This is a genomic window from Pectobacterium sp. IFB5596, from assembly GCF_021432585.1.
Lineage (GTDB): Bacteria > Pseudomonadota > Gammaproteobacteria > Enterobacterales > Enterobacteriaceae > Pectobacterium > Pectobacterium punjabense.
The window spans coordinates 52516-76182 of the sequence record NZ_LXFY01000030.1 but is presented as its reverse complement, the minus strand read 5'-3'; the positions used below and the strand labels follow the sequence as shown (position 1 = coordinate 76182).

Sequence of the window (23667 nt, the reverse complement as noted above, 5' to 3'; positions counted from 1 at the left end):
ATTCAGACCGTATTGCAGGGGAAACCTCCTCAGCGCCATCTCTTCTTTGTACTTCCCGCTGTGCTTTCCCCTTGATTCACCGTTCGTTTGTCTCCTGCTTGATCTCTGGCATGAGGTGAATAAAATGATAGGAACTTGCGAGCGAAATCACAGTCTGAATAGACGGATTTTAAGGTATTCGATAAATACGCTTTAAGGTGCCGCATTTTGCCATTTTCGCGCAAAACGATGCGGTGAAGCAGTGCTAAGATAGCCGACTGTAATATGACGAGCAGAGTAATTGAGAGGGTTGAATGACCAACGATATGCAAACTTTCACCTTAGTTCCCCAGGGCAGTCTGGAAGGGTATATTCGTGCCGCCAATGCCTATCCGATGCTGACGGCGGAGGAAGAGCGGGCGCTGGCTGAACGACTGCATTATCAGGGCGATCTGGAGGCTGCTAAGCACCTGATTCTGTCACACCTGCGCTTTGTTATTCACGTTGCCCGCAATTATTCCGGCTACGGCCTACCGCAGGCAGATCTGATTCAGGAAGGGAATATCGGCCTGATGAAGGCGGTACGTCGCTTCAACCCTGAGGTTGGCGTGCGTCTGGTTTCTTTCGCCGTGCATTGGATCAAAGCTGAGATTCATGAATACGTGCTGCGTAACTGGCGTATCGTGAAAGTGGCGACCACTAAAGCACAGCGTAAACTGTTCTTTAACCTGCGTAAGACGAAAACGCGCCTCGGCTGGTTTAATCAGGACGAAGTCGAATTGGTCGCGCGTGAACTTGGTGTGACCAGTAAAGACGTGCGCGAGATGGAATCCCGTATGGCGGCACAGGACATGACGTTCGATCCGACGCCGGAAGAGGATTCTCACGACGGCAAAGCGATGTCGCCGATGCTTTACCTACAGGATAAATCGTCTGACTTTGCCGATGGCATTGAAGAAGACAACTGGGAAACGCATGCGGCCGATAAGCTCACTTATGCGCTGGAAGGGCTGGATGAACGTAGCCAGCACATTATTCGCGCGCGCTGGCTGGATGATGACAACAAATCCACCTTGCAGGAACTGGCTGACCGATACGGTGTTTCCGCCGAGCGTGTGCGTCAGTTAGAAAAGAATGCGATGAAAAAACTGCGGGCAGCAATAGAAGCCTAATTGCTTTCATTGTGTCTTGGTAAGCGACCGGGTAATGCCCGGTCGTTTTGTTTGTGTCTGCAGCGGCAGGAATTCGAGGGCGGTTTACGGCTTCTCTGAATTGATGGCATCAAGAATCAGCGGCGTTTCTTTTCTGCGGATATAACGCCAGCCGCCGGATACCGGTGAGAAGCCGCAGGACACCATAAACCGTGCCAGCACGTCCTCTTTGATCGCGGCATGATTGGCCGTTGCCAGCCACCACTCTTTAACCTCAGGAAGCTGACGACGCGCTTCGTCAATCAAAAGTTGCCCTACACCACGTCGCCGCGTGACTTCTCGCACCATCAGATCGCTCAGTTCCGCATATTCCCCTTCAATCTCGACCAATACACCGCCTAACAGCCGATCGTTAAAACGGGCGGTAAACAACCGCCGATCGAGCGTGAGCCCTTCTTCGAGTAACTCAATGTTCTGATGCGGCCAAATTTTCGCCAGATCAATTTTATCCTGAGGGCTGAACCGGGTGAGGCATTCAACGGTTAGTTTCATTTTTATCGGCACTCCATCATGTGAGTGAAGAATAATGTAGTTGTTTTGTAGTGGAACAGTTGTGTAATTTGAGCGTTATGGTTAATAGGGCAAATGTTTTTCTCATTCTTTGTTTTTCGAGTAATCCATCAACAATTAATGCATAAAGTAGAATATCTGACTATATATAAATTAAATGCTGGTTTTTGCATCTGGCATTTTATGCTGTTTGCTCCGCTTGTTTCTGACAGTGTTAGTTGATTTGCAGCATAATATTCCTGTTTAATAATATGAAAAATAAAGCCTTATTAGAAATTATTACTAATAATAACCTAAGCCTTTCTTACTTATAAGAAAATAGCCAGGTTATGGCGGATGGCGGTCAGGTTTTCGGCAATATCCATAATGACAGATGGGGTAAAAAGAATGAAATTCAGTAAAGGTAAAGTATTGCTGATGAGTTGCGTGGCGGTGGCGTTTAGCCACGCTGTTAATGCTGCCGATATTAAAGTTGCGGTTGTTGGCGCGATGTCTGGTCCCGTTGCGCAGTATGGTGATATGGAATTCATTGGCGCACGTCAGGCTATTGCCGATATCAACGCAAAAGGCGGCGTAAACGGCAACAAACTGGTTGGCGTTGAATATGATGACGCGTGTGACCCTAAGCAGGCGGTTGCCGTCGCGAACAAAGTCATCAATGACGGTATCCGTTACGTGATTGGGCATCTGTGTTCCTCCTCCACGCAGCCAGCATCTGATATCTATGAAGAAGAAGGCGTGATCATGATTACGCCTGCGGCAACCAACGCCGATTTGACGACGCGCGGCTACAAAATGGTGCTGCGCACGACGGGGCTGGACTCCGATCAGGGGCCAACTTCGGCGAAATACATTGTCGAAACCCTCAAACCGCAGCGTATCGCCGTGGTTCATGACAAACAGCAATACGGTGAAGGTCTTGCCCGCTCTGTTCAGGATAGCCTGAAAAAAGCCGGTGCGAATGTTGTGCTGTTTGAAGGTGTGACGGCGGGTGACAAAGATTTCTCCACGCTGGTTGCGCGTCTGAAGAAAGAAAACGTGGATTTTGTTTATTTCGGCGGCTACTACCCGGAAATGGGGCAGATTCTGCGTCAGGCGCGTCAGGCTGGTATGACAACCAAGTTCATGGGCCCAGAAGGTGTGGGTAACTCCTCGTTGTCTAACATCGCAGGTGATGCATCTGAAGGCATGCTGGTGACGCTGCCGAAGCGTTATGATCAAGTGCCAGCTAACCAACCGATTGTGGATGCGCTGAAGGCCAAGAAGCTGGACCCAACGGGCCCATTCGTCTGGACGACCTACGCTGCGCTGCAATCACTGACCACGGCGATGGCACGTACCGGCAGTGATGAGCCAGAAAAACTGGTCGCGGATCTGAAAGCGAACTCCGTGGATACCGTAATGGGACCATTAAGCTGGGATGCAAAAGGCGACCTGAAAGGGTTTGAATTTGGCGTATTTGAGTGGCACAAAGACGGTACTTCCAGCGCAGTGAAATAATCATCATGTCGGGGAGGCGGTAACGGATAAATGCCGTTGCCTGCCTTTTCGGCGTGGAGAGCATTCTTCGCTTTCTGAGTGTGTACCACTACTAATCCCTCAATACCGAAGCCCCCGTTGCCGTAAGGCGCGGGGGCGGCATTTAAGGTTAAGGTATGTCCGAGCAGTTCCTCTACTTTCTTCAGCAGATGTTTAACGGCCTGACGTTGGGCAGCACCTATGCGCTGATCGCCATTGGCTACACCATGGTTTACGGCATTATCGGTATGATTAACTTCGCGCACGGCGAGGTTTACATGATCGGTAGCTATGTTTCCTTTATCGTTATTGCGGCTCTGATGATGATGGGCATCGATGCTGGCTGGCTTCTGATTAGCGTCGCCTTCGTTGCCGCCGTGGTCATTTCCAGCGCCTACGGCTGGAGTATCGAACGGGTGGCCTATCGGCCTGTTCGAACGTCAAAGCGTCTGATTGCACTGATTTCTGCCATCGGGATGTCGATTTTCCTGCAAAACTACGTCAGCCTGAATCAGGGTTCACGTGATGTTGCGCTGCCGAGTCTGGTGACCGGGCAGTGGGTGCTGGGCGAAAGCAATGGCTTTGCCGCCACCATTAGCACCATGCAGTTGACCATCTGGATTGTGACATTCCTCGCCATGCTGGCGCTGACCCTATTTATTCGCTATTCCCGTATGGGGCGCGCCTGTCGCGCCTGTGCGGAAGACCTGAAAATGGCCAGCCTGCTGGGTATCAGCACCGACCGCGTTATCTCTCTGACCTTCGTTATTGGCGCACTCATGGCCGCTGTTGCGGGTGTGTTGCTGGGACAATTTTACGGTGTCATCAACCCCTATATCGGCTTTATGGCCGGGATGAAAGCCTTTACGGCTGCGGTGCTGGGCGGGATTGGCAGTATCCCTGGCGCGATGATCGGCGGGTTGATTTTGGGTGTAGCCGAAGCGCTGACGTCCGCTTACCTGAGTACGGAATACAAAGATGCGGTGTCATTTGCGCTGCTGATAGCGGTGCTGCTGGTGATGCCAACTGGTATTCTGGGTCGCCCGGAGGTTGAGAAGGTATGAAACAGCTCAACCTGTTTAATGCGTTTGTTTCCGCGTTCATGCTGCTGGTGCTGGCCTCGTTTTTAATGGGCATGCAACTGGCGCTGGATGGCACCAAACTTGTGGTGCGCGGTGCCGATGAAGTTCGCTGGTATTGGATTGGTGCGGGCTGCATCGTGGTGTTCTTCTTCCAGTTGATTCGCCCGTTCTTCCAGCAAAGCATCAAGAAATTTTCCGCACCGTCACTGGTTCTGCCGAGCTTTGATGGCAGTACGCCACGGCAGAAGGTATTGGCTGCGGCATTGATTATCGCCGCGATCGCCTGGCCGTTTCTGGTCTCGCGCGGTACGGTGGACATCGCTACCCTCACGCTGATTTACGTGATGCTGGGTCTGGGCTTGAACGTTGTAGTGGGTCTGTCCGGTCTGCTGGTTTTGGGCTACGGTGGGTTTTACGCCATTGGCGCGTATACCTATGCGCTGCTGAACCACTATTACGGATTGGGCTTCTGGGAAAGTTTGCCGCTGGCGGGCATGGTGGCGGCGCTGTCTGGCTTCCTGCTGGGGTTCCCGGTGCTGCGACTGCGCGGTGACTATTTGGCGATTGTGACGCTCGGGTTCGGTGAAATTGTCCGTATCCTGTTGTTGAATAATACCGAAATTACCGGTGGCCCGAACGGCATCAGCCAGATCCCTAAACCGACCTTCTTTGGTCTGGAATTTGGCCGCAGCGCACGCGATGGCGGATGGGATACGTTCCACAACTTCTTTGGCCTGCAATATGACCCCAGCGACCGCATTATCTTCCTGTATCTGGTCGCGCTGCTGCTGGTCGTGTTGACTCTGTTTGTGATTAACCGTCTGCTGCGGATGCCGCTGGGACGTGCCTGGGAAGCATTACGCGATGATGAAATCGCCTGTCGTTCTCTGGGGCTGAGTCCAACGCGCATCAAGCTGACCGCTTTCACCATCAGCGCCGCATTCGCGGGATTCGCCGGTACGCTGTTTGCCGCGCGTCAAGGGTTTGTCAGTCCTGAATCGTTCACGTTTGCAGAGTCGGCCTTTGTGCTGGCTATTGTCGTGCTGGGCGGCATGGGCTCGCAGTTTGCGGTCATACTCGCTGCGATTCTGCTGGTCGTGTCCCGTGAGCTGATGCGCGATCTGAATGAATACAGCATGCTGTTGCTGGGTGCATTGATGGTTCTGATGATGATTTGGCGTCCGCAAGGCTTGCTGCCGATGAAGCGTCCTGAAATGAAGTTGAAAGTCGCGAAGAAGGAAGAGCAAGCATGAGCACGCAGCCACTGTTATCAGTCAGAGGTCTGATGATGCGTTTTGGCGGCCTGCTGGCGGTCAACAACGTTGAAATGGATATTCATGCGGGCGAAATCGTCTCGCTGATTGGTCCTAACGGGGCGGGAAAAACCACGGTCTTTAACTGCCTGACTGGTTTTTATCGTCCGAGTGGTGGCACCATCATGCTGCGCGATCGTCATCTGGAAGGGCTGCCCGGACAGGCCATTGCCCGTATGGGCGTGGTACGTACGTTCCAGCACGTTCGTCTGTTCCGTGAAATGACGGTGATCGAGAACTTGCTGGTCGCACAGCATCAACACCTGAAAAGCGGTGTGTTTGCTGGGCTGCTGAAAACACCGGGCTTTCGTCGCGCGGAAGCGGATGCGCAAGAGCGTGCGGCCGTGTGGTTGGAACGTATAGGCCTGCTGGATTTAGCGAACCGTCAGGCGGGGAATCTGGCGTACGGCGATCAGCGTCGTCTGGAAATTGCCCGTTGCATGGTGACGCGGCCTGAGCTGTTGATGCTCGATGAGCCCGCAGCGGGTCTGAACCCGAAAGAAACTGACGAGTTAAATCAGCTGATTGCGGAGCTGCGTGATAGTCATGAGGTGTCTGTTCTGTTGATTGAACATGATATGAAGCTGGTCATGGGAATTTCCGATCGAATTTATGTCGTCAATCAGGGCACGCCGCTGGCACAAGGCACCCCAGCTGAAATTCGTAACAACCCGGATGTCATCCGTGCATATCTGGGTGAAGGATAACGTTTATGCTGTCATTACATCAGGTTTCTGCCCACTACGGAAAAATTCAGGCGCTACATCAGGTTAGCCTGCATATCAATCAGGGTGAGATTGTCACGTTGATCGGTGCCAACGGTGCCGGTAAAACCACGCTGCTGGGGACGCTGTGCGGCGATCCGCGTGCGACGGAAGGCACAATCACGTTTGACGGTAAGGACATCACACACTGGCAGACTGCGCAGATTATGCGTGAGGCCATCGCGATTGTGCCAGAAGGCCGTCGCGTCTTTTCCCGTATGACGGTAGAAGAAAATCTGGCGATGGGTGGGTTCTTTGCCGAGCGCGATCAGTATCAGGAGCGCATTGCGCGCGTCTACGATCTGTTCCCGCGTCTGTATGAACGACGCGCCCAGCGTTCTGGCACCATGTCCGGCGGTGAACAGCAGATGCTGGCGATTGGCCGTGCGCTAATGAGCCAGCCGCGTTTGCTACTGCTGGACGAGCCGTCGCTGGGGCTGGCACCGATTATCATTCTGCAAATTTTTGATACTATCCAGCAACTGCGAGAAGAGGGCATGACCATCTTCCTGGTGGAGCAAAATGCCAACCAGGCGCTGAAACTGGCTGACCGGGGTTATGTGCTTGAAAACGGTCATATCGTGTTGGAAGATACCGGTGCGGCATTGTTAGCTAATGAAGCGGTACGCTCGGCCTATCTGGGCGGATGATATTAATAAATAGTCGATATCGGGCCGGTTTACCGGCCTGTTTCGTAGAAGGGTTAAGAAGACATGGCTATTGAAGGGTTGTTAGCGCACCGCATCGCTCAGTTAAAAAGTTCCGCCATCCGTGAACTGCTGAAACACAGCAAGATGGAAAACATTATCTCGCTGGCTGGCGGGATTCCGTCAGATGCATTGTTTGATTTTGAAGGGTTAAACCAGGCTACGCAGTTGGCAATTACCGAACAGCCGAAAACGGCGTTCCAGTATGGCTTAACCGAAGGCAGCAGCGTGCTGCGCGATCGCATTGCCGATCTGTGCGCGGTGCGCGGCGTAAAAACACGCGGCGACGATATTGTTGTGACGGCAGGTTCACAGCAGGCGCTGGATCTGATTATGCGTGCGATGGTCGACCCGGGCGATGTGTTTGTTGTTGAACGCCCAACGTATCTGGCGGCGTTGCAAACGCTGGAACTGGCACAGGCGCAGGTGATGTCTGTGTCATCCGATGCCGACGGTATGGTGGTCGATGAGCTGGAAGAATTGCTGAAGACGCAGCGCATCAAAGGCGTTTATATCGTACCGAACTTCGGTAACCCGAGTGGCGTGACGCTGAGTTATGAACGTCGCCTGCAATTGATTCAACTGGCGGAGCGCTATGGGTTTGTCATTATCGAAGACGACCCGTATGGTGAGCTACGCTTCACCGAAGAACGTAACCCGACGCTGTTCCAACTGGCGCAGGATAAATTGGGTAGCACGGAATACGTGCTGTATACCTCCACGTTCTCGAAAGTGCTGGCACCGGGGCTACGTCTTGGTTGGGCGATTCTGCCGGATTGGCTGCTGCACAAAGTGGCGATTATTAAACAGGCCGCCGATCTGCACGCCAGTGCCTTGTCGCAGACCGTCGCAGAATGCTATCTGGGGCTGGGACGTCTGGATACGCAGATCGAAAAAATCCGCCATGCCTATAAGCACAAAGGCGAACTGCTGGCACAGCTTATTGAGAAGGAACTGGGTGATGTGATCACCTTTAACCAGCCTAAAGGCGGGATGTTCCTGTGGGCGAAGTTCCGTCAGGATAACTTCAACACCACTGAATGGCTGAAGAAGACGCTGGAACAAGGCGTGGTCTTCGTACCGGGTGAGTTCTTCTTCCCAGACAACATTGATTACTCAACGCTGCGCCTATCCTTTGCGACGGCAACGGATGAGCAAATGCATGAAGCGGTGGCTCGCCTGCGTCGGGCGCTGTAATTGCTGATAAGGCTCAATCTGTTAATGAAAAAACCGCTGATATTTCAGCGGTTTTTTTGTATGTAGACAACGGATCTTGGTAATCGAGATGTTGTATGAGAGCAAATGTGTGCGATTTCGACCCCCTTCACCATGGGCGTAAAATGCATTTGCGGCTACAGATTCGGCCGTTCCCATTCTTTAAAGAGGGGGTTTAATGGGAATAAACGTTCTTCATGCAGTTTCATATGCTTTAAATAGCTCAGAGGCACACATTGCGTACGCATTGTGGTTCTATGCCCCTGATTTGTTATCAATGGTCATGTTTTTTACCGCGGCACTGATGGCGACAATTCAATTGATGCCGTTGGGTAAAAAAGCCTAGCCACAAGCCGCCCAAGAGGGCGGCTTTTTACTGTAGGTTGTAGCAAAAAGTGGCGTGGTTAAAACGTTTCCCAGTTTTGGTTACTCGAATGACTGGCTAACGCCAGTTTCGGCCTTGAGAGCGTAGCCACCTGCGGCGTGGCTCGCTGTGGCTGGATGCTGTCAATTTTGAACGCGCCCATCAATTCAAGCAGATTTTTGGCCTGTTGGCTCAGGCTATCTGCGGCGGAAGCCGACTCTTCAACCAGTGCCGCGTTCTGCTGAGTGACCTGATCGAGCTGGTTCACCGCATCATTGACCTGAGAAACGCCCTGTTCTTGTTCGTGGGTGGTCAGGCCGATCTCATTAATCAGGTCGGCGACACGCTGTGACTGTTCTACGACTTCTCCTATGGTTACGCCCGCTTCGTTAACGAGCGCCTCACCGGCTTCCACTTTTCCTACGCTAACGCCAATCAGATCCTTGATTTCACGTGCAGCAGAAGCGGAGCGTTGAGCCAATGAGCGAACTTCTCCGGCGACGACGGCGAACCCGCGTCCCTGCTCTCCCGCTCGCGCGGCTTCGACGGCGGCGTTGAGCGCCAGAATGTTGGTTTGGAAAGCAATACCGTCAATCACGCCGATAATATCGCCGATTTTACGTGAGCTAGCCGTGATCTCTTCCATGGTCCGCACGACGTTGTTGACGACATCTCCTCCTTTACGGGCGGCGACACTGGCTGAGTTGGCGAGCTGTGCAGCGGTACGCACGGTGTCGGCGTTCTGTTTAACCGTGGTATTCATTTCTTCCATGGAAGCAGCGGTTTCTTGCAGGTTGGCAGCCTGTTCTTCCGTGCGCTGGCTGAGATCGGTATTCCCCATCGCAATCTGACTAGCACCCGTGGCGATAGACTCGCTGCTTTGATGGACTTGCCCGACGATATTGCTCAGGCTTTGGCGCATTTCCTCCATTGCGGCGAGGACGCTGGTCGTGTCTCCGGCGCGTCGTTCAATCGCGACAGCAAGATTCCCCTGTGCAACCTGACGGGTAATCTCCAGCGTGTAGGCCGGTTCCCCACCAAGCTGGCGCTTGATTTTCCGGGTAATCCACCAGGCAACAACACCTCCCAGTAGGGCAGAACCCAGTGCGATGATCAGCATTAGGGTGCCAGCGTGTAACGCATTATTCTCAGATTCATTGGCGAGCGTGACGGTAAGCTGTTTTTGCATTCCAACCATTTTATCCAAAATGTCGAATACGCTTGCTTGCGTGGTGCGCACTTCCGTCAGCAGAAAGTTACGAAATGCGTCGTGTTCGCTGGTCATGGCCAGGTCGATGGCTTTTGTCATGCTGTTGGTATACGCGGGGCGAGCCTGTTCCAGCGTGGCGAGCAGTGTTTTAGCCTCGCTATCCACTGCGTTTTTACGTATTTGTGCGAGCAAGTCGCTATTACGTGCGATGGTTTGTTCGATGCGATCTTTTTCCACCTTCATTTGCTGCTGATCGGCCAGAAGTGCAATATTTCTGATGGATCGTGCCGCGATGTTGACGTTGTCCTTAACTTCCTGCATTAGCAGGAGATTGGAAATACGTGTTTGTGACAAAAACTGAATATTCCCCCCGAGTTTTTCTAATTGAACGCGGCCTAATATGGCGACTAAAAAACCAATAACGATAATGAGCGTAAAGCCTGCTCCTAACATTTTTCCCAAACTTATATTCTTCATGATGTTCCTTTTTTATTTATTGAAGTCTGACACAGCAGGTGTCGTTGTTTTATGCTAGGGGTGATGGTACAGACGCGATTCGCCCCACGGACTCTATTGTTTTCATCATTCCGCTTATCTCCCAACGTTTCTTCGATGCAGGAGTATCGGCGACATGTATGCCCAGTCGCTGCATTGGCGAAAGGAAATAATTGTCGCTTTCATACGCGTATGGAATGCCTGTTGGGAATATTTACAGGCTAAGAGAATGACAAATAAAGTGTAGGCAATAACGTGGTAGGTTGATGGCAGAATAAACGTAACAAAAACCCCTGATTTATTGGGTGGCAGAAATTTAATATTATTTTCTTATGGCAAATAGGATAGGTAATAAATATTAATCAATAAATTTATACCTAATAAGAGGTATTTCTTTTATTTATTTCCATTAGTTTGTAACGTGTTATTTCTAATTGTGATGTTTATTATTTTTTGCGGTTTTTTTAACCTTATTATTTATGCTTGCTATTCCTAGACCATAAAAAAAGCTGCTGGGGGTTCAGCAGCTTTATTTTTATGGTTTGACCTCGAAGGAGACGCCAGATTGGTCGTATGCGTTAAAAGGTTTCCCAGTTATCGCTGCTGGCGTTACCTGATTGGCTGGCTAAAGCCAGTCTTGGCGCAGCGGGTTGTTTCACCTGTGACGCCAGTCGTGGTGCTTGTGCTTGAATGCCGCTGATTTTGAAAACGCCCATTAATTCGAGCAGCGTTCTGGCCTGTTCACTCAGGCTGTCGGCGGCAGAGGCTGATTCTTCCACCAGTGCGGCATTCTGTTGAGTGACCTGATCGAGCTGATTCACCGCATCATTCACCTGAGCGACACCCTGTTCTTGTTCATGCGTTGTCAGGCCGATTTCGCTGAGCAGGTTCGCAACATGTTGAGATTTTTCTACAATATCTTTGATGGTGATGCCTGCGTCGTTAACCAGTTTCTCACCCATTTCCACATTGGCCACGCTCACGCTAATCAGATCTTTGATTTCACGCGCGGCGGAAGCAGAACGCTGCGCCAGAGAGCGCACTTCGCCTGCGACCACGGCGAAGCCACGGCCTTGTTCACCGGCTCTGGCCGCTTCAACGGCGGCATTCAGTGCCAAAATGTTGGTCTGGAAGGCGATACTGTCGATGACGCCGATAATGTCGCCGATCTTGCGAGAACTGGCCGTAATATCTTCCATCGTTCGCACAACGTTATTCACTGCGTCGCCGCCTTTTTGTGCCGTAGTGCTGGCAGAATGGGCTAACTCCGTTGCGGTGCGCACGGTTGCTGCATTCTGCTTCACGGTGGTATTCATCTGTTCCATTGAGGCGGCGGTTTCCTGAAGATTCGCGGCCTGTTCTTCTGTACGCTGGCTGAGATCGGTATTTCCCATCGCAATCTGTGTCGCGCCCGTGGCGATAGATTCGCTGCTCTGATGTACCTGGCCGACAAGGTTACTCAGGTTTTGGCGCATGTCTTCCATCGCCGCCAGTACGCTCGTGGTGTCTCCGTCGCGCAGTTCAATCATAACGGCCAGATTCCCTTGTGCAACCTGACGTGTCACTTCCAGCGTGTAGGCTGGCTCTCCTCCAAGCTGACGTTTAATGGTTCGGGTGATCCACCATGAGATAAGCAGGCCCAGCGCGACAGAAAGCAGGGCGATAATGACCATCAGCGTACCTGCGTTAGTCGCATTTTTTAAAGACTGGTCGGCAATTTCAACCGTGAGCTTCTCTTGCCAGTTAACCATGTCACTCAAGGCTTTAAAGACAGAATCCTGCTTGGCTTTTACATCGGTTAATAACAGGTCGCGTGCTTCGCTATTCTTGCCTGCCGTTGCCAGCGTGATGGCCTCTTTCATGGCGACGCTGTAAGCGGGGCGTACCTGTTCCAGTAGTGTTACCAGTTCCTTGGCATGCTTATCGACAGTGCCATCGTCTATTTTTGCCAGTAACGCGTTATTGCGGGAGATTATCTCCTCGATACGCGTTTTCTCTTCCTGTATTTGCTTCTCGTCTTCCAGCAGTACTAGATTTCTGACAGCAATCGCATTGGTGTTAATGTTGTCTTTAAACTCTTCCATCATCAGAAGGTTGGCGATACGGACTTGTGACAACACTTGAATGTTTTCGCCGAGTTTGTCTAACTGGATACGACCAAATATCGCCACCAGAAAACCGATAGCGATGACCAGAGTAAAGCCAGTCCCTAGCATTTTACCCAGGCTGCTATTTTTGATGAGATTCATTTTGTCCCTTATTATATGTTGAAAGCGATTATTGTTAAAACTGGTGTACTTTTAATGTGAAATAGACGTTGCGAGAACATATTTATTTTGCAAACGTCATTGCGTTTATGCTTCCCTTTACTCATTGCCCGTTTCCTTATGGTAATAAACGCAAGCTGCGCTTACTGGTTCCTGTGACGTTATTCGTTAAATGATGACGATGGTGGATAAAATGCGGTGTGCTGTGAGTGTGAGTCCGATCGGAGAACAGTTACATATAAGAAGAAATGATGGCGCAGGAGTATAAAGGGATGAAAGGAAAGCCGCAATATCGGTAGGGTTTATACTTAGTGCTAGCAGAGGTGGGGAAGTGTAATGTTAAATTGACAGCGATGTTAATAAACGTTGCGGGTATGATTTTTTGCTTATTTATTCAGCCCTAAAGCGATATTTGTTTTTTATTCATTCTTTTTTTTCGAAAGATATGATGTTTTTACCATCATCTATTTGATGTTTTTATAATCGTAGAATGGAGTTTCTCTTGTTTTCTATTGATTTTATTCTATCTCACTTAATATAAAGCTAATTGCTGATTTTTATTTTTTATTAATTGCTTTTCCCTATTGAAAGTGTTGGCTCTTTTCTTCCATTTACGGTGTAAACGTACTGGGTGGTGGTGTGATGAGCTCATGTCATCAAGGAATAAAAAAACCGCCGATCGCTCAGCGGTTTTAGATTTCTTTCGATTAGCCGTTAAAAGGTTTCCCAATTTTGGCTATGGCTTCCCGTTTTGCTTTTCGGATTGGCGAGGGAAAGCGTTGCGCTGGTGGGCCTTTTCAGCGGCGATGCAACGTGCGGTGACGACCCGCCTTCAATGATAAAGACTTTCATCAGCTCTACCAGATGAGCGGCCTGATCGCTCAGGCTATCGGCAGCGGAAGTGGATTGCTCAACAAGCGCCGCGTTCTGCTGGGTGACCTGATCGAGTTGGTTAACAGCATCATGAATCTGTGAAACGCCGGACTCTTGTTCCTGCGTGGTGACGCCAATTTCGTTGATCAAGTCGGCAACATGGCGAGCCTGACGCACTAATTCTTCGATCGTTGCTCCCGCATCGCTGACGAGTGCGGAACCGGCTTCGACTCTTTCGACGCTGTGGCCGATCAACTCTTTAATCTCTTTGGCGGCGGTGGCGGAACGCTGTGCTAATGAGCGCACCTCGCCTGCGACCACGGCAAAACCACGCCCTTGCTCGCCCGCGCGTGCGGCTTCTACCGCGGCGTTGAGTGCCAGGATATTGGTCTGGAACGCGATGCCGTCGATGACACTGATGATGTCGCCAATTTTTTGCGAGCTGTGGGTGATTTCTCTCATGGTGATAACAATATTGCTGACGGCTTCGCCGCCTTTAGCCGCGGTATTGCTGGCTGCCTGCGCCAGTTGGGCGGCGTTACGCACCGTATCTGAGTTCTGGCGTACGGTTTGGCTCATCTCTTCCATGGAGGCGGCGGTTTGTTGCAGGTTGGCAGCCTGTTCTTCCGTGCGCTGGCTGAGGTCGGTGCTGCCTGCGGCGATTTGGCTGGAACCGGTCGCGATGGACTCACTGCTTTCTCGCACCTGTTCAACAATACCACTCAGGCTTTTGCGCATGTGGTTCATGGCGGACAATAGACTGGTTGTGTCGCCTGCCACCAGATCAATCGGTATGGCGAGATTACCTTGGGCGATTTCCTGCGTGACCAACGTAGCGTAGGCGGGTTCACCACCCAGTTGTTTCTTGATATGGCGAGTAATCAGCCAGGCGATGCATACGCCAATCAATGACGCTATGCCAGCCAGCATCAATAGCGAATTGCCATCATAGTAAGACTCTTCAATCGCATTGGTGGCCGTTTGCGTGGTGTAGTCTTTCTGCAACTGAATCATGGTGTTCAGGTTGTTGAAAAGTTTGGTTTGTATCGGCTCAAGCTGGGTTCTGACTAACTCGATGGATTCGGCCTGTTTATTGTTGAGCGATAGGGCGACGGATTGGCGGCCTACGGTGGCAAATTCAGTGCGGTTTTGCTGAAGCTCACCCAGAATATTACGGACCTCTTTTGCCCGCAAATTCTGTTCCAGTTGAGTGACAAGCTTCGCGTTTTTGGCGCTCGTGGTTTCAATCAGTTTTTGGTTGTCCTCCAGAACCGTTCTTTCCGTTGTGATCAGCATGCGCAACGTGGCTTTGATCGTGACATTCAGATTATCTTTCAATTCTTGTAGCACGATGAGGTTGGCAAGATGGTGTTTAGCAAGGTTGTCTGTGGTATTACCGAGGCCAATCAGATGCATTCTGCCGAAAATGGCCACTAATAGGCCGATAATTATAACAATGGCAAAACCCGAACCGACCTGAGTACCCAGTTTCATTTTTCTTATACGCTGCATGTTATCCTCATGATCTATTTAAAATATTTATTATTACGCGAGTTTCCTTTATTCCTCAGAAGCAATGTATTGGCACAGTTCCCGATCCTTCAGATGAATAACTGACCCGTTCAGTTTGGAATATCGGCATTTTTCGGGAAAACATTGATTTTAATTCTTACTGCTGGGGCATAGCGCACGATGACAAAAAAAACAGAAATATCGTGTATACCCGTCATACTTCAAGTTGCATGTGCGTTGGCTGCGTTCAGTCACCCGAATCACTTACCTGAGTAAGCTCATCGGGATTCCTTCTCTTGCCGCCTGCCTGAAACTTGAATTATTTAGGGTATATAAGGGGGGCGAGGAAAAGTAAGCAGGGGGAATGCAGGACATCCCCCTGTGGGTCATTAGAACTGTTCCCAGTTTTGGCTATGGCTCCCCGTACTGCCTGTAGGGGTTGTCAGTGAAAGTTTTGCGCTTGAGGGCCTTTTTAACGTGGGTGCACTACGCTGTGAGGAGCCGCCTTCAACGATGAAGACTTTCATCAGCTCTACCAGATGGGCGGCCTGATCGCTCAGGCTATCGGCGGCGGATGCGGATTGCTCGACGAGCGCGGCGTTCTGCTGAGTGACTTGGTCGAGTTGATTAACAGCATCATGAATCTGTGAAACGCCGGACTCTTGTTCCTGCGTGGTGACACCAATTTCGTTGATCAAGTCGGCAACGTGGCGAGCCTGACGCACTAACTCTTCGATCGTCATTCCTGCGTCACCGACCAGAGCAGAACCTGTCTCAACTTTCTCGACGCTATGGCCGATCAGTTCTTTAATCTCTTTGGCGGCGGTGGCGGAACGCTGTGCTAATGAGCGCACCTCGCCTGCGACCACGGCAAAACCACGCCCTTGCTCGCCCGCGCGTGCGGCTTCTACCGCGGCGTTGAGTGCCAGGATATTGGTCTGGAACGCGATGCCGTCGATGACGCTGATGATGTCGCCAATTTTTTGCGAGCTGTGGGTGATTTCTCTCATGGTGATAACAATATTGCTGACGGCTTCACCGCCTTTAGCCGCGGTATTGCTGGCGGCCTGCGCCAGTTGGGCGGCGTTACGCACCGTATCTGAGTTCTGGCGTACGGTTTGGCTCATTTCTTCCATGGAGGCGGCAGTCTGTTGCAGGTTAGCCGCCTGTTCTTCCGTGCGCTGACTGAGGTCGGTGCTGCCTGCCGCGATCTGGCTGGCACCGGTCGCGATAGATTCACTGCTCTCACGTACCTGTTCAACAATACTGCTCAGGCTTTTGCGCATACCGTTCATTGCCGCGAGTACGCTATGATCGTCTCCGGGGCGTAGATTGACCGCGACGGCCAGATTTCCCTGTGCAACCGCTTGGGCGATTTGTGCAGCGTAAGCTACCTCGCCGCCCAACAAGTTTTTGATGGTGCGGGTAATCAGCACGGAAACCAGAATACCGACGAGAACCGCAAGCGCCGCGAAGAAGATCAGGGTGTTACCATCTGAGCGTGCTTCCTGCATGGCGCTTGCCGTCATCTCCAGCGTTCGCTTTTTCTGTAATTCCGTCATGCTGTCGAGCGCGGCGAAAACCGGTGCCTGCGTAGCCTGCATCTCGTTGACCATGAGCTGCACGGCTTGCGCTCTTTCTTCCGCGTTTTCGGATACGCCAAGCTCAACCGCTTTATTCACCGCATCTCGGTAAGCCGGGCGAGCCTGCGTCAGGTTGTCTAGCAGGCTGCGGGTTTCTGGCTCAGACAGGTTTTCATACAGCTTGGATAGGGTTTCCGTATTACGAGCAATTTGCTGATCGATCAGGCGCTTTTCTTCCTGAATTCGGCTCCTATTGTCTGTCAGGCCGATAGTACGTACCGAACGTGCCACAGCATCAAAACCGCTTTTAGCATCCTGTATCAGGATGAGGCTGGTGAGGTTTTTTTCGGACAGCGACTCAATATCTTCGCCTAGGTCGAGCAAATGCACACGCCCCAGAACGGCGACCATCAGACCGATGATAATGACAGAGGCGAAGCCAGTACCCAACATGGTGCCAAGCTTCATTTTTGCTAAAAAATTCATAGTGTTCCTTTATTATTTTTCATCGGCTGATGCAGGTTTAGCCTTATGGATTGGGCTGCTATCTACGATAGGTCAGGAATAGGGCGTCTTGCTGATGACATGCACGTGTTATGCAGACTTGCCTGACAGGAGCGCGCGTTGTCTCTTGCCATGGACATATTATAAAGACAGTGCATGGATAGGCAGATGTGGAATATAAGAGTAAAACGGGCGTATTTTTTGGCATAAGGCGGAAAACCGCTGATATTCGGCGGTTTTCCGTATTGAAACCTTGAAATTCTTACATGACCAGCCAAAGTGCCCAGGTAAAGAGGAACCCGGCAAGTCCGAGAAGAGTGGTCAACACCGTCCAGGTTCGCAGGCCATCGGCGACGGACAGCCCCAGATATTTGGTGACGATCCAGAAACCTGAGTCATTAACGTGCGACAGACCCAGCCCGCCAAAGCAGGCAGAGAGTGTCACCAGTACCAATTGCATCTGATTCAGGCCACTGACGGCTTCGCTCAGCAGGCCGCAGGTGGTAAGAATAGCGACGGTGGCTGAGCCCTGCGAGGCACGTAGCGCCAGCGACAGAATAAATGCGGCAGGCACCAGCGGCAGATGAATACTGGTCAGCGTATCCGCCAGCGCTTTACCGATGCCTGATTCCACTAGCACCTTGCCGAACACACCACCGGCACCCGTCACCATGATGACCATTGCAGCGGCAGGCAGGGCATCACCCATTACACCGCTGGCTTTTTCCAGTGACCAGCCGCGACGCAGGGCAATTAGCCAGAACGCTAAGGCCAGTGCAATCAGCAGCGCCACGGCGGGAGAACCGACCAGCGACATCACGTTACGCACCGGGTGTCCGGTAGGCAGAACGGTAGCGGACACGGTACCGAGCATAATGATGGCAATCGGAATCGCAATCAGTGCAGCGATCAGCCCAGCTGAAGGTGCAGAAACGGGAGCGGTGTCCGGTGTTGAATCTTCCGGCTTCGCCAGTTGTAATTGCTCTAGTACTTCGACGGAAAGCGCATATTTACGACGGTTCATGGCCTTGGCAGCCCAGTAGCTGATGAGGCCAACAGGAATCGACACCAGTAGGCCAATGATGGTCAGCCAGCCGATATCCGCATTTAACAGGCCTGCGGCGGCGACAGGGCCGGGGTGCGGTGGCAGCGCGACGTGCACCGTCAGCATCACGCCCGCGACGGGCAAACCGAATTTAATCGGAGAGACTTTCGCGACTTTCGCAAAGCCGTAAATAATTGGAGCGAGGATAATAAAGCCGACATCGAAAAAAACCGGAATACCCAGAATAAAGGCGGCGATGGTTAAGGCTGCCACCATCAATCCCGGCCCCATGAGTTGAGCGAAGCGGTGTGCTAAGGATTCCGCGCCGCCGGACACTTCGATCATTCTGCCGAGCATGGCGCCGAGGCCGATAATAATCGCCACCGAACCGAGAATACCGCCCATACCGGAGGTAATCACCTTCATCACGTCAGCAGTAGGAATACCCGTTGCTAAGGCAACAAGTAAACTGACAACCAGCAGGGCGACAAAGGGCTGAATTTTAAATTTAATGACCATCAGCAGCAGGAGTAATACCCCGGCGATAGCGATGCAGAGTAAGAGCGAGGTGGCCATGTTCTTATCCTCATTGACCCATTTTGCAATTCAGAGGCTGAAAAGGTAGTGGGTTATTGTTTTATTTGAATAAAGGGATGCCTCGACTCCTGTAATACATACAGGAGTCTGACCTATTCTTTTTTATTTATTCGCGTATAACGACTATTTCTCTGGTGTTAATATTATTTCCTGTAATAAGTGAATTAGTGTTTTTTCTCCAGCCAAGTTTTAGCCCATCCTAATCCGTCTTCCGTTTTACCTCGTGGGTTATATTCACAGCCAACCCAGCCGGAATACTTCACGCGATCCAATTCGGCAAAGATGAACGGATAATTAATCTCTCCTTCATCGGGTTCATGTCGCGCAGGAACTGAAGCAATTTGAATATGTCCGATGCGGCCATCCAAATCGTGAATAATTTGCGTCAGGTTGCCATCGACAATCTGCGCGTGGAAGAAATCCAACTGGATATAGACGTTCGGTCGGTCGATCAGATTGGCTAATTCCAGCGCCTGATATTGACTGGCGAACAGATAATTCGGCTTCACTTTCGCGCTCAGCGCTTCAATCATGATATTGATGCCGTGCGGCGCAAATTTATCGGCGGCGTAGCGCAGGTTATCGATAAAGGTTTGCTGATAGGCGTCGCGGTCTTCACCTGGCGGTACCACGCCGCCCATCACCAGTACCGAAGGGCAGTTGAGCGCCAGCGCATATTCCAATGCGTTATCGATGTCCCGACGCGCATCGTCAACACGGTCGGGCAGGGCAGACACCCCCCACTCGCCTGCGGCGATATTGCCGGGCGCGGTATTGAATAACACCTGTTTTAGGCCATTTTCCCGCAGCTTTTCCGCCAGCAGCGGTGCCGGATACTCATAAGGAAACAGGTACTCGACCGAGGTAAAACCCGCATTGGCGGCGGCTTTAAAACGATCAAGAAATGGCACGTCGGTAAACAGCATAGAAAGATTGGCAGCAAACTTAGGCATGGTTAACTCCATCGCTCAGTAAAAGGTGGCTTCTCAAGAGAGTTCGGCAATCTCGTCAGCGGTGAGGTAGCGAATTTTTCGGTCACCGAGAATAAAAATCAGCTTGGCGGTTTCTTCCAGTTCTTCCATGTTGTCCGCCGCCGCTCGCAGATCCTTGCCAGTGACGACCGGGCCGTGGTTAGCCAATAAGAACGCCTTGTAGCGCGAGGCCAGCTTCGCCAGATCTTCACCGAGGCGTGCGTCGCCGGGGCGGTAATAAGGGACGACGGGTACTTTACCGACGCGCATCACCACGTAAGGCGTGAACGGCTTGATGACGTCCTGTGTATCCAACCCTTCCAGACACGAGAGCGCCGTCAGGTAGGTGCTGTGCAGGTGAACGATCGCTTTGCATTCGGGGTCGTTACGGTAAATCGACAGGTGAAAGCTGACCTCTTTCGACGGCTTATCGCCGGAGATCCACTCGCCGCTCAGGCTGACTTTGGACAGCCGCTCGGCATCCAGTTCACCGAGGCAGGAGCCGGTCGGCGTTGCCAGCAGCGTGCCGTCATCCAGTAACAGCGAGAGATTGCCCGCCGAACCGGTGGCATAGCCGCGTTGGAAAAAGGACGCGCCCAGTTTGACCATGTCCGCGCGTGCACGCTGTTCGCTGTTCAGCGCTGCCTCATTGCTGTGGTGTTTTTCACTCATGCGGCAAACTCCTTTTGGGCGCGGGCAAAGAAGTCTTCATCGCCGAAATTGCCGGATTTCAACGCCAGCGAGAGTGGATGATTGGTCGAACGCACCCACGGTACGCCGGGAGAAATAGACGGCCCGATATGGAACGCATGGATGCCCAAGGTTTGCACCACAATGCTGGAGGTTTCCCCGCCCGCGATGATGAAGCGCTGGAAGCCGTGTTGCTGAAGCTGGCGGGCGACAGCGGCAAACAGTTTCTCTACTGCCTGACTGCTGGCTTCCGCCCCCCAGCGCTGCTGAATCTGCGCCAGTTCATCGGGTGAAGAGGTGGCGTACAGCAGCGGCGCGAGCGCGTCGTCACGATGCGCTTTCACCCAGTCGGCCAGTTCCTGCACGTAGGCGTGCTGAGCATCATCGCTTGCTAAGCAGCGAGCGACGTCAATCGCACGACCTGCCGCCTGTTTCAGGTAGTGAGCAACCTGCTTGTTGGTCATCACTGAGCAGGAGCCGGACAGCACAACACCTGCGCCGGACTGTGGTTTGCCGGCGTCGGTTGCAGAACCTGTCTGCGTGGTGGGTTCTGCCCACTGACGTGCCAGGCCAATCGCCAGACCGGAGCCGCCGGTGACCAGCTTCATGTCGCGCAGCGCCTTGCCCTGCGTTAACAGGTGCTGCTCGTTCAGCGTATCCAGCACCACATAGCGCACCCCCTGTTCTTTCAACTGCGTCAGCCGCTGCTTAACGGCCTCTGCACCCTGATCCATCACGGCATACGGCACCAGTCCGCAGCGCCCGGTTGCCTGCTGTTCCATCACACGCATCAGGTTGCTATCTGTCATTGGCGTGACCGGATGGTGGCGCATTCCAGACTCGGACAACAGCTGATCGATCACGAATAAATGGCCCTGATAGACGGTTCTGCCGTTCACCGGCAGCGCCGGAGAGATGATGGTTTGCGTTTCGCCAAGCTGCGCTAATAGTGCATCGGTCACTGGACCGATGTTGCCTTTCGCGGTGCTGTCGAAGGTGGAGCAATATTTAAAGTAGAACTGCTGGCAGCCCTGCTGTTGCAGCCATGCCAGCGCGTTGAGTGAATCCGCCACGGCCTGCTCCGCTGGACAGGAGCGTGATTTCAGGCTAATCACCACGGCCTGCGTGTCGACCTTAAAATCGGACGGCGGTACGCCGTTGAGCTGCACGGTCGGCAGCCCATTGTTGACCAGAAAGCTGGCGATATCTGTGGCACCAGTAAAATCGTCGGCAATCACACCTAGCTTGATCATGGTGCCTCCTTCTTTTCCGGCAGCGTAATGCCGTTAAAAATTTTGATGACCGCACTGTCGTCTTCTTTACCAAACCCCGCGTTGCTGGCGGCGGTAAACATGTTGAACGCGGTAGAGGCCAGCGGCAGCGGGAAATGGAGTGATTTGGCGGTATCGGTGACCAATCCCAGATCTTTCACGAAGATATCAACGGCGGATTTTGGCGTGTAGTCGCCATCGACAACGTGACGCATGCGGTTTTCAAACATCCAGGAATTTCCGGCGGCGTTGGTCACCACGTCATACATGATATCCAGCGGGATATCGGCGCGCGCGGCCAGCGCCATCGCTTCCGCGCCAGCGGCGATGTGTACGCCTGCCAGCAGTTGGTGGATAATTTTAACCGTTGCGCCCAACCCGATCTCTTCACCGATGCGATAAACCTTGCCTGCGACGGCGTCGAGGACGGGCTTCAGTTTCTCAAAAGCCAGATCGGAACCGGATGCCATTACCGTCATATCGCCTGCGGCAGCCTTTGCCGCGCCGCCGGATACCGGGGCATCCAGCATGATGAGCTGATGCTCAGCCAGACGCTGTTCAATGTTTTTGGCATCCTGCGCGGAGATCGTGGAAGACACCATGACCACGGTGCCGGGTTTGAGTTTCGCGGCGACCTGCGGCTCGCCGAACAGAATGCCGTTCACCTGCGCGGCGTTCACCACCAGCAGTACCACGGCATCCAGCTTGTCAGCGAAAGCATCAATGCGGGTGTCAGCCTGCGCCGCACCCGCCTGACGTAATTTTTCGAGTGCTTGCGGATTGATATCGATGCCGTATGTTGTCAGGCCAGCGTTGATACAGGACGCCGCAGCGCCAAAGCCCATGGAACCCAGACCGATAACGGCGACAGCATAATCAGAAGTCTTTTTCATCGTGGTTGCCTTGTTAAAATTAGTGATTTTTTGTTCTCTGGTGTTAAATATAAGGACTATCAGAACAAATTATGGTGATTTTTATCACATAAATTAACATTAAAATCGTGATGATTCAGTGTAGCTGAACCCTGTAGGGAAGATGATTTCCTTTATTGTCTTTATATATCAGTTAATTATTTATATTTTGGCATTGAACGATGAGAAAGGTTGTTATGTCTGGCGTGGTTTATGACGTGAATTTATGATAATTATCGTCATCAAACGGGGTGTTTCTCACAATATTTATCAGACCCAGCACAATCAAACAGGGAACAGACAGCGTGATTCCAGTAGAACGTCATCAACAGATTATGGCGCTGATCGCCGAGCGTGGCGCAGTGAGCATTAACGAACTGACCGAGCGGCTGGGCGTGTCGCACATGACGGTGCGGCGCGATGTGCAAAAACTGGAGCAGGACGGTTTGCTGCTGAGCGTCTCCGGCGGCGTGCGCTCGCCCGAACGTCTGGCGATTGAGCCATCGCATCAGGATAAATCTGTGATGTTCAGCCAGCAGAAAGAAGCGATGGGTAAACTGGCGGCACAGCATATTCCGCTCAATAGCTGCATTTATCTGGATGCGGGAACCACGACGTTATCACTGGCGCGCGAACTGGCTGAGCGCGACGACCTTCTGATTGTCACTAATGATTTTGCTATCGCGGCTTTTCTGATTGAGTCCAGCCAGTGCCGCATGATCCACACCGGCGGCACGCTGTGTCGGGAAAATCGCTCCTGCGTTGGGGAAGCGGTGGCACAGGCGCTGCGCAACCTGTTTATTGACATCGCCTTTATTTCTGCATCGTCATGGAGCCTGCGCGGGCTGTCCACGCCGAACGAAGACAAAGTGGTTGTGAAACGCGCGGCGGTAGAAGCCAGCAGAAAACGCGTACTGCTGTGTGATACGTCGAAATACGGCCGCATCGCCACCCACCTTGCCACGCCGCTCAGCGTATTTGACAGCATCATCACCGACGACGGCCTGCCCGCTGCCGCCAAAGATGCGCTCGGCAAAATGGGGGTTGAGGTGCTGGTGGCGGGGTGAGGGTGGTG

General features: G+C 52.2%; 18 protein-coding genes. 8 read left to right on the top strand and 10 right to left on the bottom strand.

The genetic code is table 11. From position 1 onward, the window contains the following. Positions 1–293: 293 nt before the first annotated feature. A complete protein-coding gene (gene rpoH, locus A6301_RS18090) occupies positions 294–1151 on the top strand; it encodes an RNA polymerase sigma factor RpoH (RefSeq protein WP_107168652.1) in 858 nt (285 codons plus the stop codon). 84 nt (positions 1152–1235) lie between these two features. On the opposite strand, the gene panM is transcribed toward rpoH, so the two are convergent. Then, entirely contained in the window at positions 1236–1682 is a 447-nt protein-coding gene (gene panM, locus A6301_RS18085; protein ID WP_107168653.1) for an aspartate 1-decarboxylase autocleavage activator PanM, read from the bottom strand. Between the two features lie 405 nt (positions 1683–2087). On the opposite strand from panM, the gene A6301_RS18080 reads away from it, so the two are divergent. The 6 genes from A6301_RS18080 to A6301_RS18055 all read left to right on the top strand — a co-directional run bounded on the left by A6301_RS18080 (position 2088) and on the right by A6301_RS18055 (position 8281). Further along, the gene (locus tag A6301_RS18080; protein ID WP_107168654.1) at positions 2088–3200 is read left to right on the top strand and encodes a branched-chain amino acid ABC transporter substrate-binding protein; all 1113 of its coding nucleotides are present in this window, start codon (positions 2088–2090) and stop codon (positions 3198–3200) included. 155 nt (positions 3201–3355) lie between these two features. Then, a complete protein-coding gene (livH, locus tag A6301_RS18075; protein WP_107168655.1) occupies positions 3356–4282 on the top strand; it encodes a high-affinity branched-chain amino acid ABC transporter permease LivH in 927 nt (308 codons plus the stop codon). Next, positions 4279–5553, top strand: a complete 1275-nt coding sequence (locus tag A6301_RS18070) for a high-affinity branched-chain amino acid ABC transporter permease LivM (protein WP_107168656.1) — start codon at positions 4279–4281, stop codon at positions 5551–5553. Before livH ends, A6301_RS18070 begins: the two co-directional genes overlap by 4 nt. Continuing rightward, on the top strand, positions 5550–6320 hold the full coding sequence (livG, locus tag A6301_RS18065; RefSeq protein WP_107168657.1) for a high-affinity branched-chain amino acid ABC transporter ATP-binding protein LivG: 771 nt from the start codon (positions 5550–5552) through the stop codon (positions 6318–6320). The genes A6301_RS18070 and livG overlap by 4 nt, the downstream gene beginning before the upstream one ends. Before the next feature lie 5 nt (positions 6321–6325). Further along, positions 6326–7027, top strand: a complete 702-nt coding sequence (gene livF / locus A6301_RS18060; RefSeq protein ID WP_107168658.1) for a high-affinity branched-chain amino acid ABC transporter ATP-binding protein LivF — start codon at positions 6326–6328, stop codon at positions 7025–7027. A 63-nt stretch (positions 7028–7090) separates the two neighbouring features. Further along, positions 7091–8281 (top strand): PLP-dependent aminotransferase family protein, encoded by a 1191-nt coding sequence (locus tag A6301_RS18055; RefSeq protein WP_107168659.1) that lies wholly within the window; start codon positions 7091–7093, stop codon positions 8279–8281. A gap of 422 nt (positions 8282–8703) precedes the next feature. Here the strand turns inward: A6301_RS18055 and A6301_RS18050 are convergent, their stop codons facing one another. The 9 genes from A6301_RS18050 to ltnD form a co-directional block, all read right to left on the bottom strand. Further along, the gene (locus A6301_RS18050; protein ID WP_107168660.1) at positions 8704–10350 is read right to left on the bottom strand and encodes a methyl-accepting chemotaxis protein; all 1647 of its coding nucleotides are present in this window, start codon (positions 10348–10350) and stop codon (positions 8704–8706) included. A gap of 596 nt (positions 10351–10946) precedes the next feature. Continuing rightward, complete coding sequence (locus A6301_RS18045; protein ID WP_215483694.1) at positions 10947–12617, bottom strand: methyl-accepting chemotaxis protein; 1671 nt, start codon at positions 12615–12617, stop codon at positions 10947–10949. Positions 12618–13349: 732 nt separating this feature from the next. After that, complete coding sequence (locus A6301_RS18040) at positions 13350–15020, bottom strand: methyl-accepting chemotaxis protein (protein WP_205540676.1); 1671 nt, start codon at positions 15018–15020, stop codon at positions 13350–13352. 389 nt (positions 15021–15409) lie between these two features. Further along, positions 15410–17089, bottom strand: a complete 1680-nt coding sequence (locus A6301_RS18035) for a methyl-accepting chemotaxis protein (protein ID WP_234258414.1) — start codon at positions 17087–17089, stop codon at positions 15410–15412. 280 nt (positions 17090–17369) lie between these two features. Then, the gene (locus tag A6301_RS18030; protein ID WP_205540678.1) at positions 17370–18728 is read right to left on the bottom strand and encodes a GntP family transporter; all 1359 of its coding nucleotides are present in this window, start codon (positions 18726–18728) and stop codon (positions 17370–17372) included. Between the two features lie 185 nt (positions 18729–18913). Beyond that, positions 18914–19702: a 2-oxo-tetronate isomerase gene (gene otnI / locus A6301_RS18025; protein ID WP_234258413.1), complete on the bottom strand. Its 789-nt coding sequence runs from the start codon at positions 19700–19702 to the stop codon at positions 18914–18916. A gap of 33 nt (positions 19703–19735) precedes the next feature. After that, on the bottom strand, positions 19736–20392 hold the full coding sequence (gene otnC / locus A6301_RS18020; protein WP_234258412.1) for a 3-oxo-tetronate 4-phosphate decarboxylase: 657 nt from the start codon (positions 20390–20392) through the stop codon (positions 19736–19738). Further along, complete coding sequence (gene otnK / locus A6301_RS18015) at positions 20389–21663, bottom strand: 3-oxo-tetronate kinase (RefSeq protein WP_234258411.1); 1275 nt, start codon at positions 21661–21663, stop codon at positions 20389–20391. The genes otnC and otnK overlap by 4 nt, the downstream gene beginning before the upstream one ends. Further along, a complete protein-coding gene (ltnD, locus tag A6301_RS18010) occupies positions 21660–22574 on the bottom strand; it encodes an L-threonate dehydrogenase (protein ID WP_234258410.1) in 915 nt (304 codons plus the stop codon). The genes otnK and ltnD overlap by 4 nt, the downstream gene beginning before the upstream one ends. Positions 22575–22897: 323 nt before the next feature. Between ltnD and ygbI the strand changes: the two genes are divergently transcribed. After that, complete coding sequence (gene ygbI / locus A6301_RS18005; RefSeq protein WP_234258409.1) at positions 22898–23659, top strand: DNA-binding transcriptional repressor YgbI; 762 nt, start codon at positions 22898–22900, stop codon at positions 23657–23659. Positions 23660–23667 lie beyond the last annotated feature (8 nt).

Excerpts from the sequence above, each read along its gene's own strand:
- otnC (WP_234258412.1), bottom strand. The coding sequence starts at position 20,392 with ATGAGTGAAAAACACCACAGCAATGAGGCAGCGCTGAACAGCGAACAG.
- A6301_RS18035 (WP_234258414.1), bottom strand. The coding sequence starts at position 17,089 with ATGAATTTTTTAGCAAAAATGAAGCTTGGCACCATGTTGGGTACTGGC.
- A6301_RS18070 (WP_107168656.1), top strand. The coding sequence starts at position 4,279 with ATGAAACAGCTCAACCTGTTTAATGCGTTTGTTTCCGCGTTCATGCTG.
- A6301_RS18040 (WP_205540676.1), bottom strand. The coding sequence starts at position 15,020 with ATGCAGCGTATAAGAAAAATGAAACTGGGTACTCAGGTCGGTTCGGGT.
- A6301_RS18030 (WP_205540678.1), bottom strand. The coding sequence starts at position 18,728 with ATGGCCACCTCGCTCTTACTCTGCATCGCTATCGCCGGGGTATTACTC.
- otnK (WP_234258411.1), bottom strand. The coding sequence starts at position 21,663 with ATGATCAAGCTAGGTGTGATTGCCGACGATTTTACTGGTGCCACAGAT.
- otnI (WP_234258413.1), bottom strand. The coding sequence starts at position 19,702 with ATGCCTAAGTTTGCTGCCAATCTTTCTATGCTGTTTACCGACGTGCCA.
- panM (WP_107168653.1), bottom strand. The coding sequence starts at position 1,682 with ATGAAACTAACCGTTGAATGCCTCACCCGGTTCAGCCCTCAGGATAAA.
- rpoH (WP_107168652.1), top strand. The coding sequence starts at position 294 with ATGACCAACGATATGCAAACTTTCACCTTAGTTCCCCAGGGCAGTCTG.
- livF (WP_107168658.1), top strand. The coding sequence starts at position 6,326 with ATGCTGTCATTACATCAGGTTTCTGCCCACTACGGAAAAATTCAGGCG.
- ltnD (WP_234258410.1), bottom strand. The coding sequence starts at position 22,574 with ATGAAAAAGACTTCTGATTATGCTGTCGCCGTTATCGGTCTGGGTTCC.
- A6301_RS18045 (WP_215483694.1), bottom strand. The coding sequence starts at position 12,617 with ATGAATCTCATCAAAAATAGCAGCCTGGGTAAAATGCTAGGGACTGGC.
- A6301_RS18080 (WP_107168654.1), top strand. The coding sequence starts at position 2,088 with ATGAAATTCAGTAAAGGTAAAGTATTGCTGATGAGTTGCGTGGCGGTG.
- livG (WP_107168657.1), top strand. The coding sequence starts at position 5,550 with ATGAGCACGCAGCCACTGTTATCAGTCAGAGGTCTGATGATGCGTTTT.
- A6301_RS18050 (WP_107168660.1), bottom strand. The coding sequence starts at position 10,350 with ATGAAGAATATAAGTTTGGGAAAAATGTTAGGAGCAGGCTTTACGCTC.
- livH (WP_107168655.1), top strand. The coding sequence starts at position 3,356 with ATGTCCGAGCAGTTCCTCTACTTTCTTCAGCAGATGTTTAACGGCCTG.
- A6301_RS18055 (WP_107168659.1), top strand. The coding sequence starts at position 7,091 with ATGGCTATTGAAGGGTTGTTAGCGCACCGCATCGCTCAGTTAAAAAGT.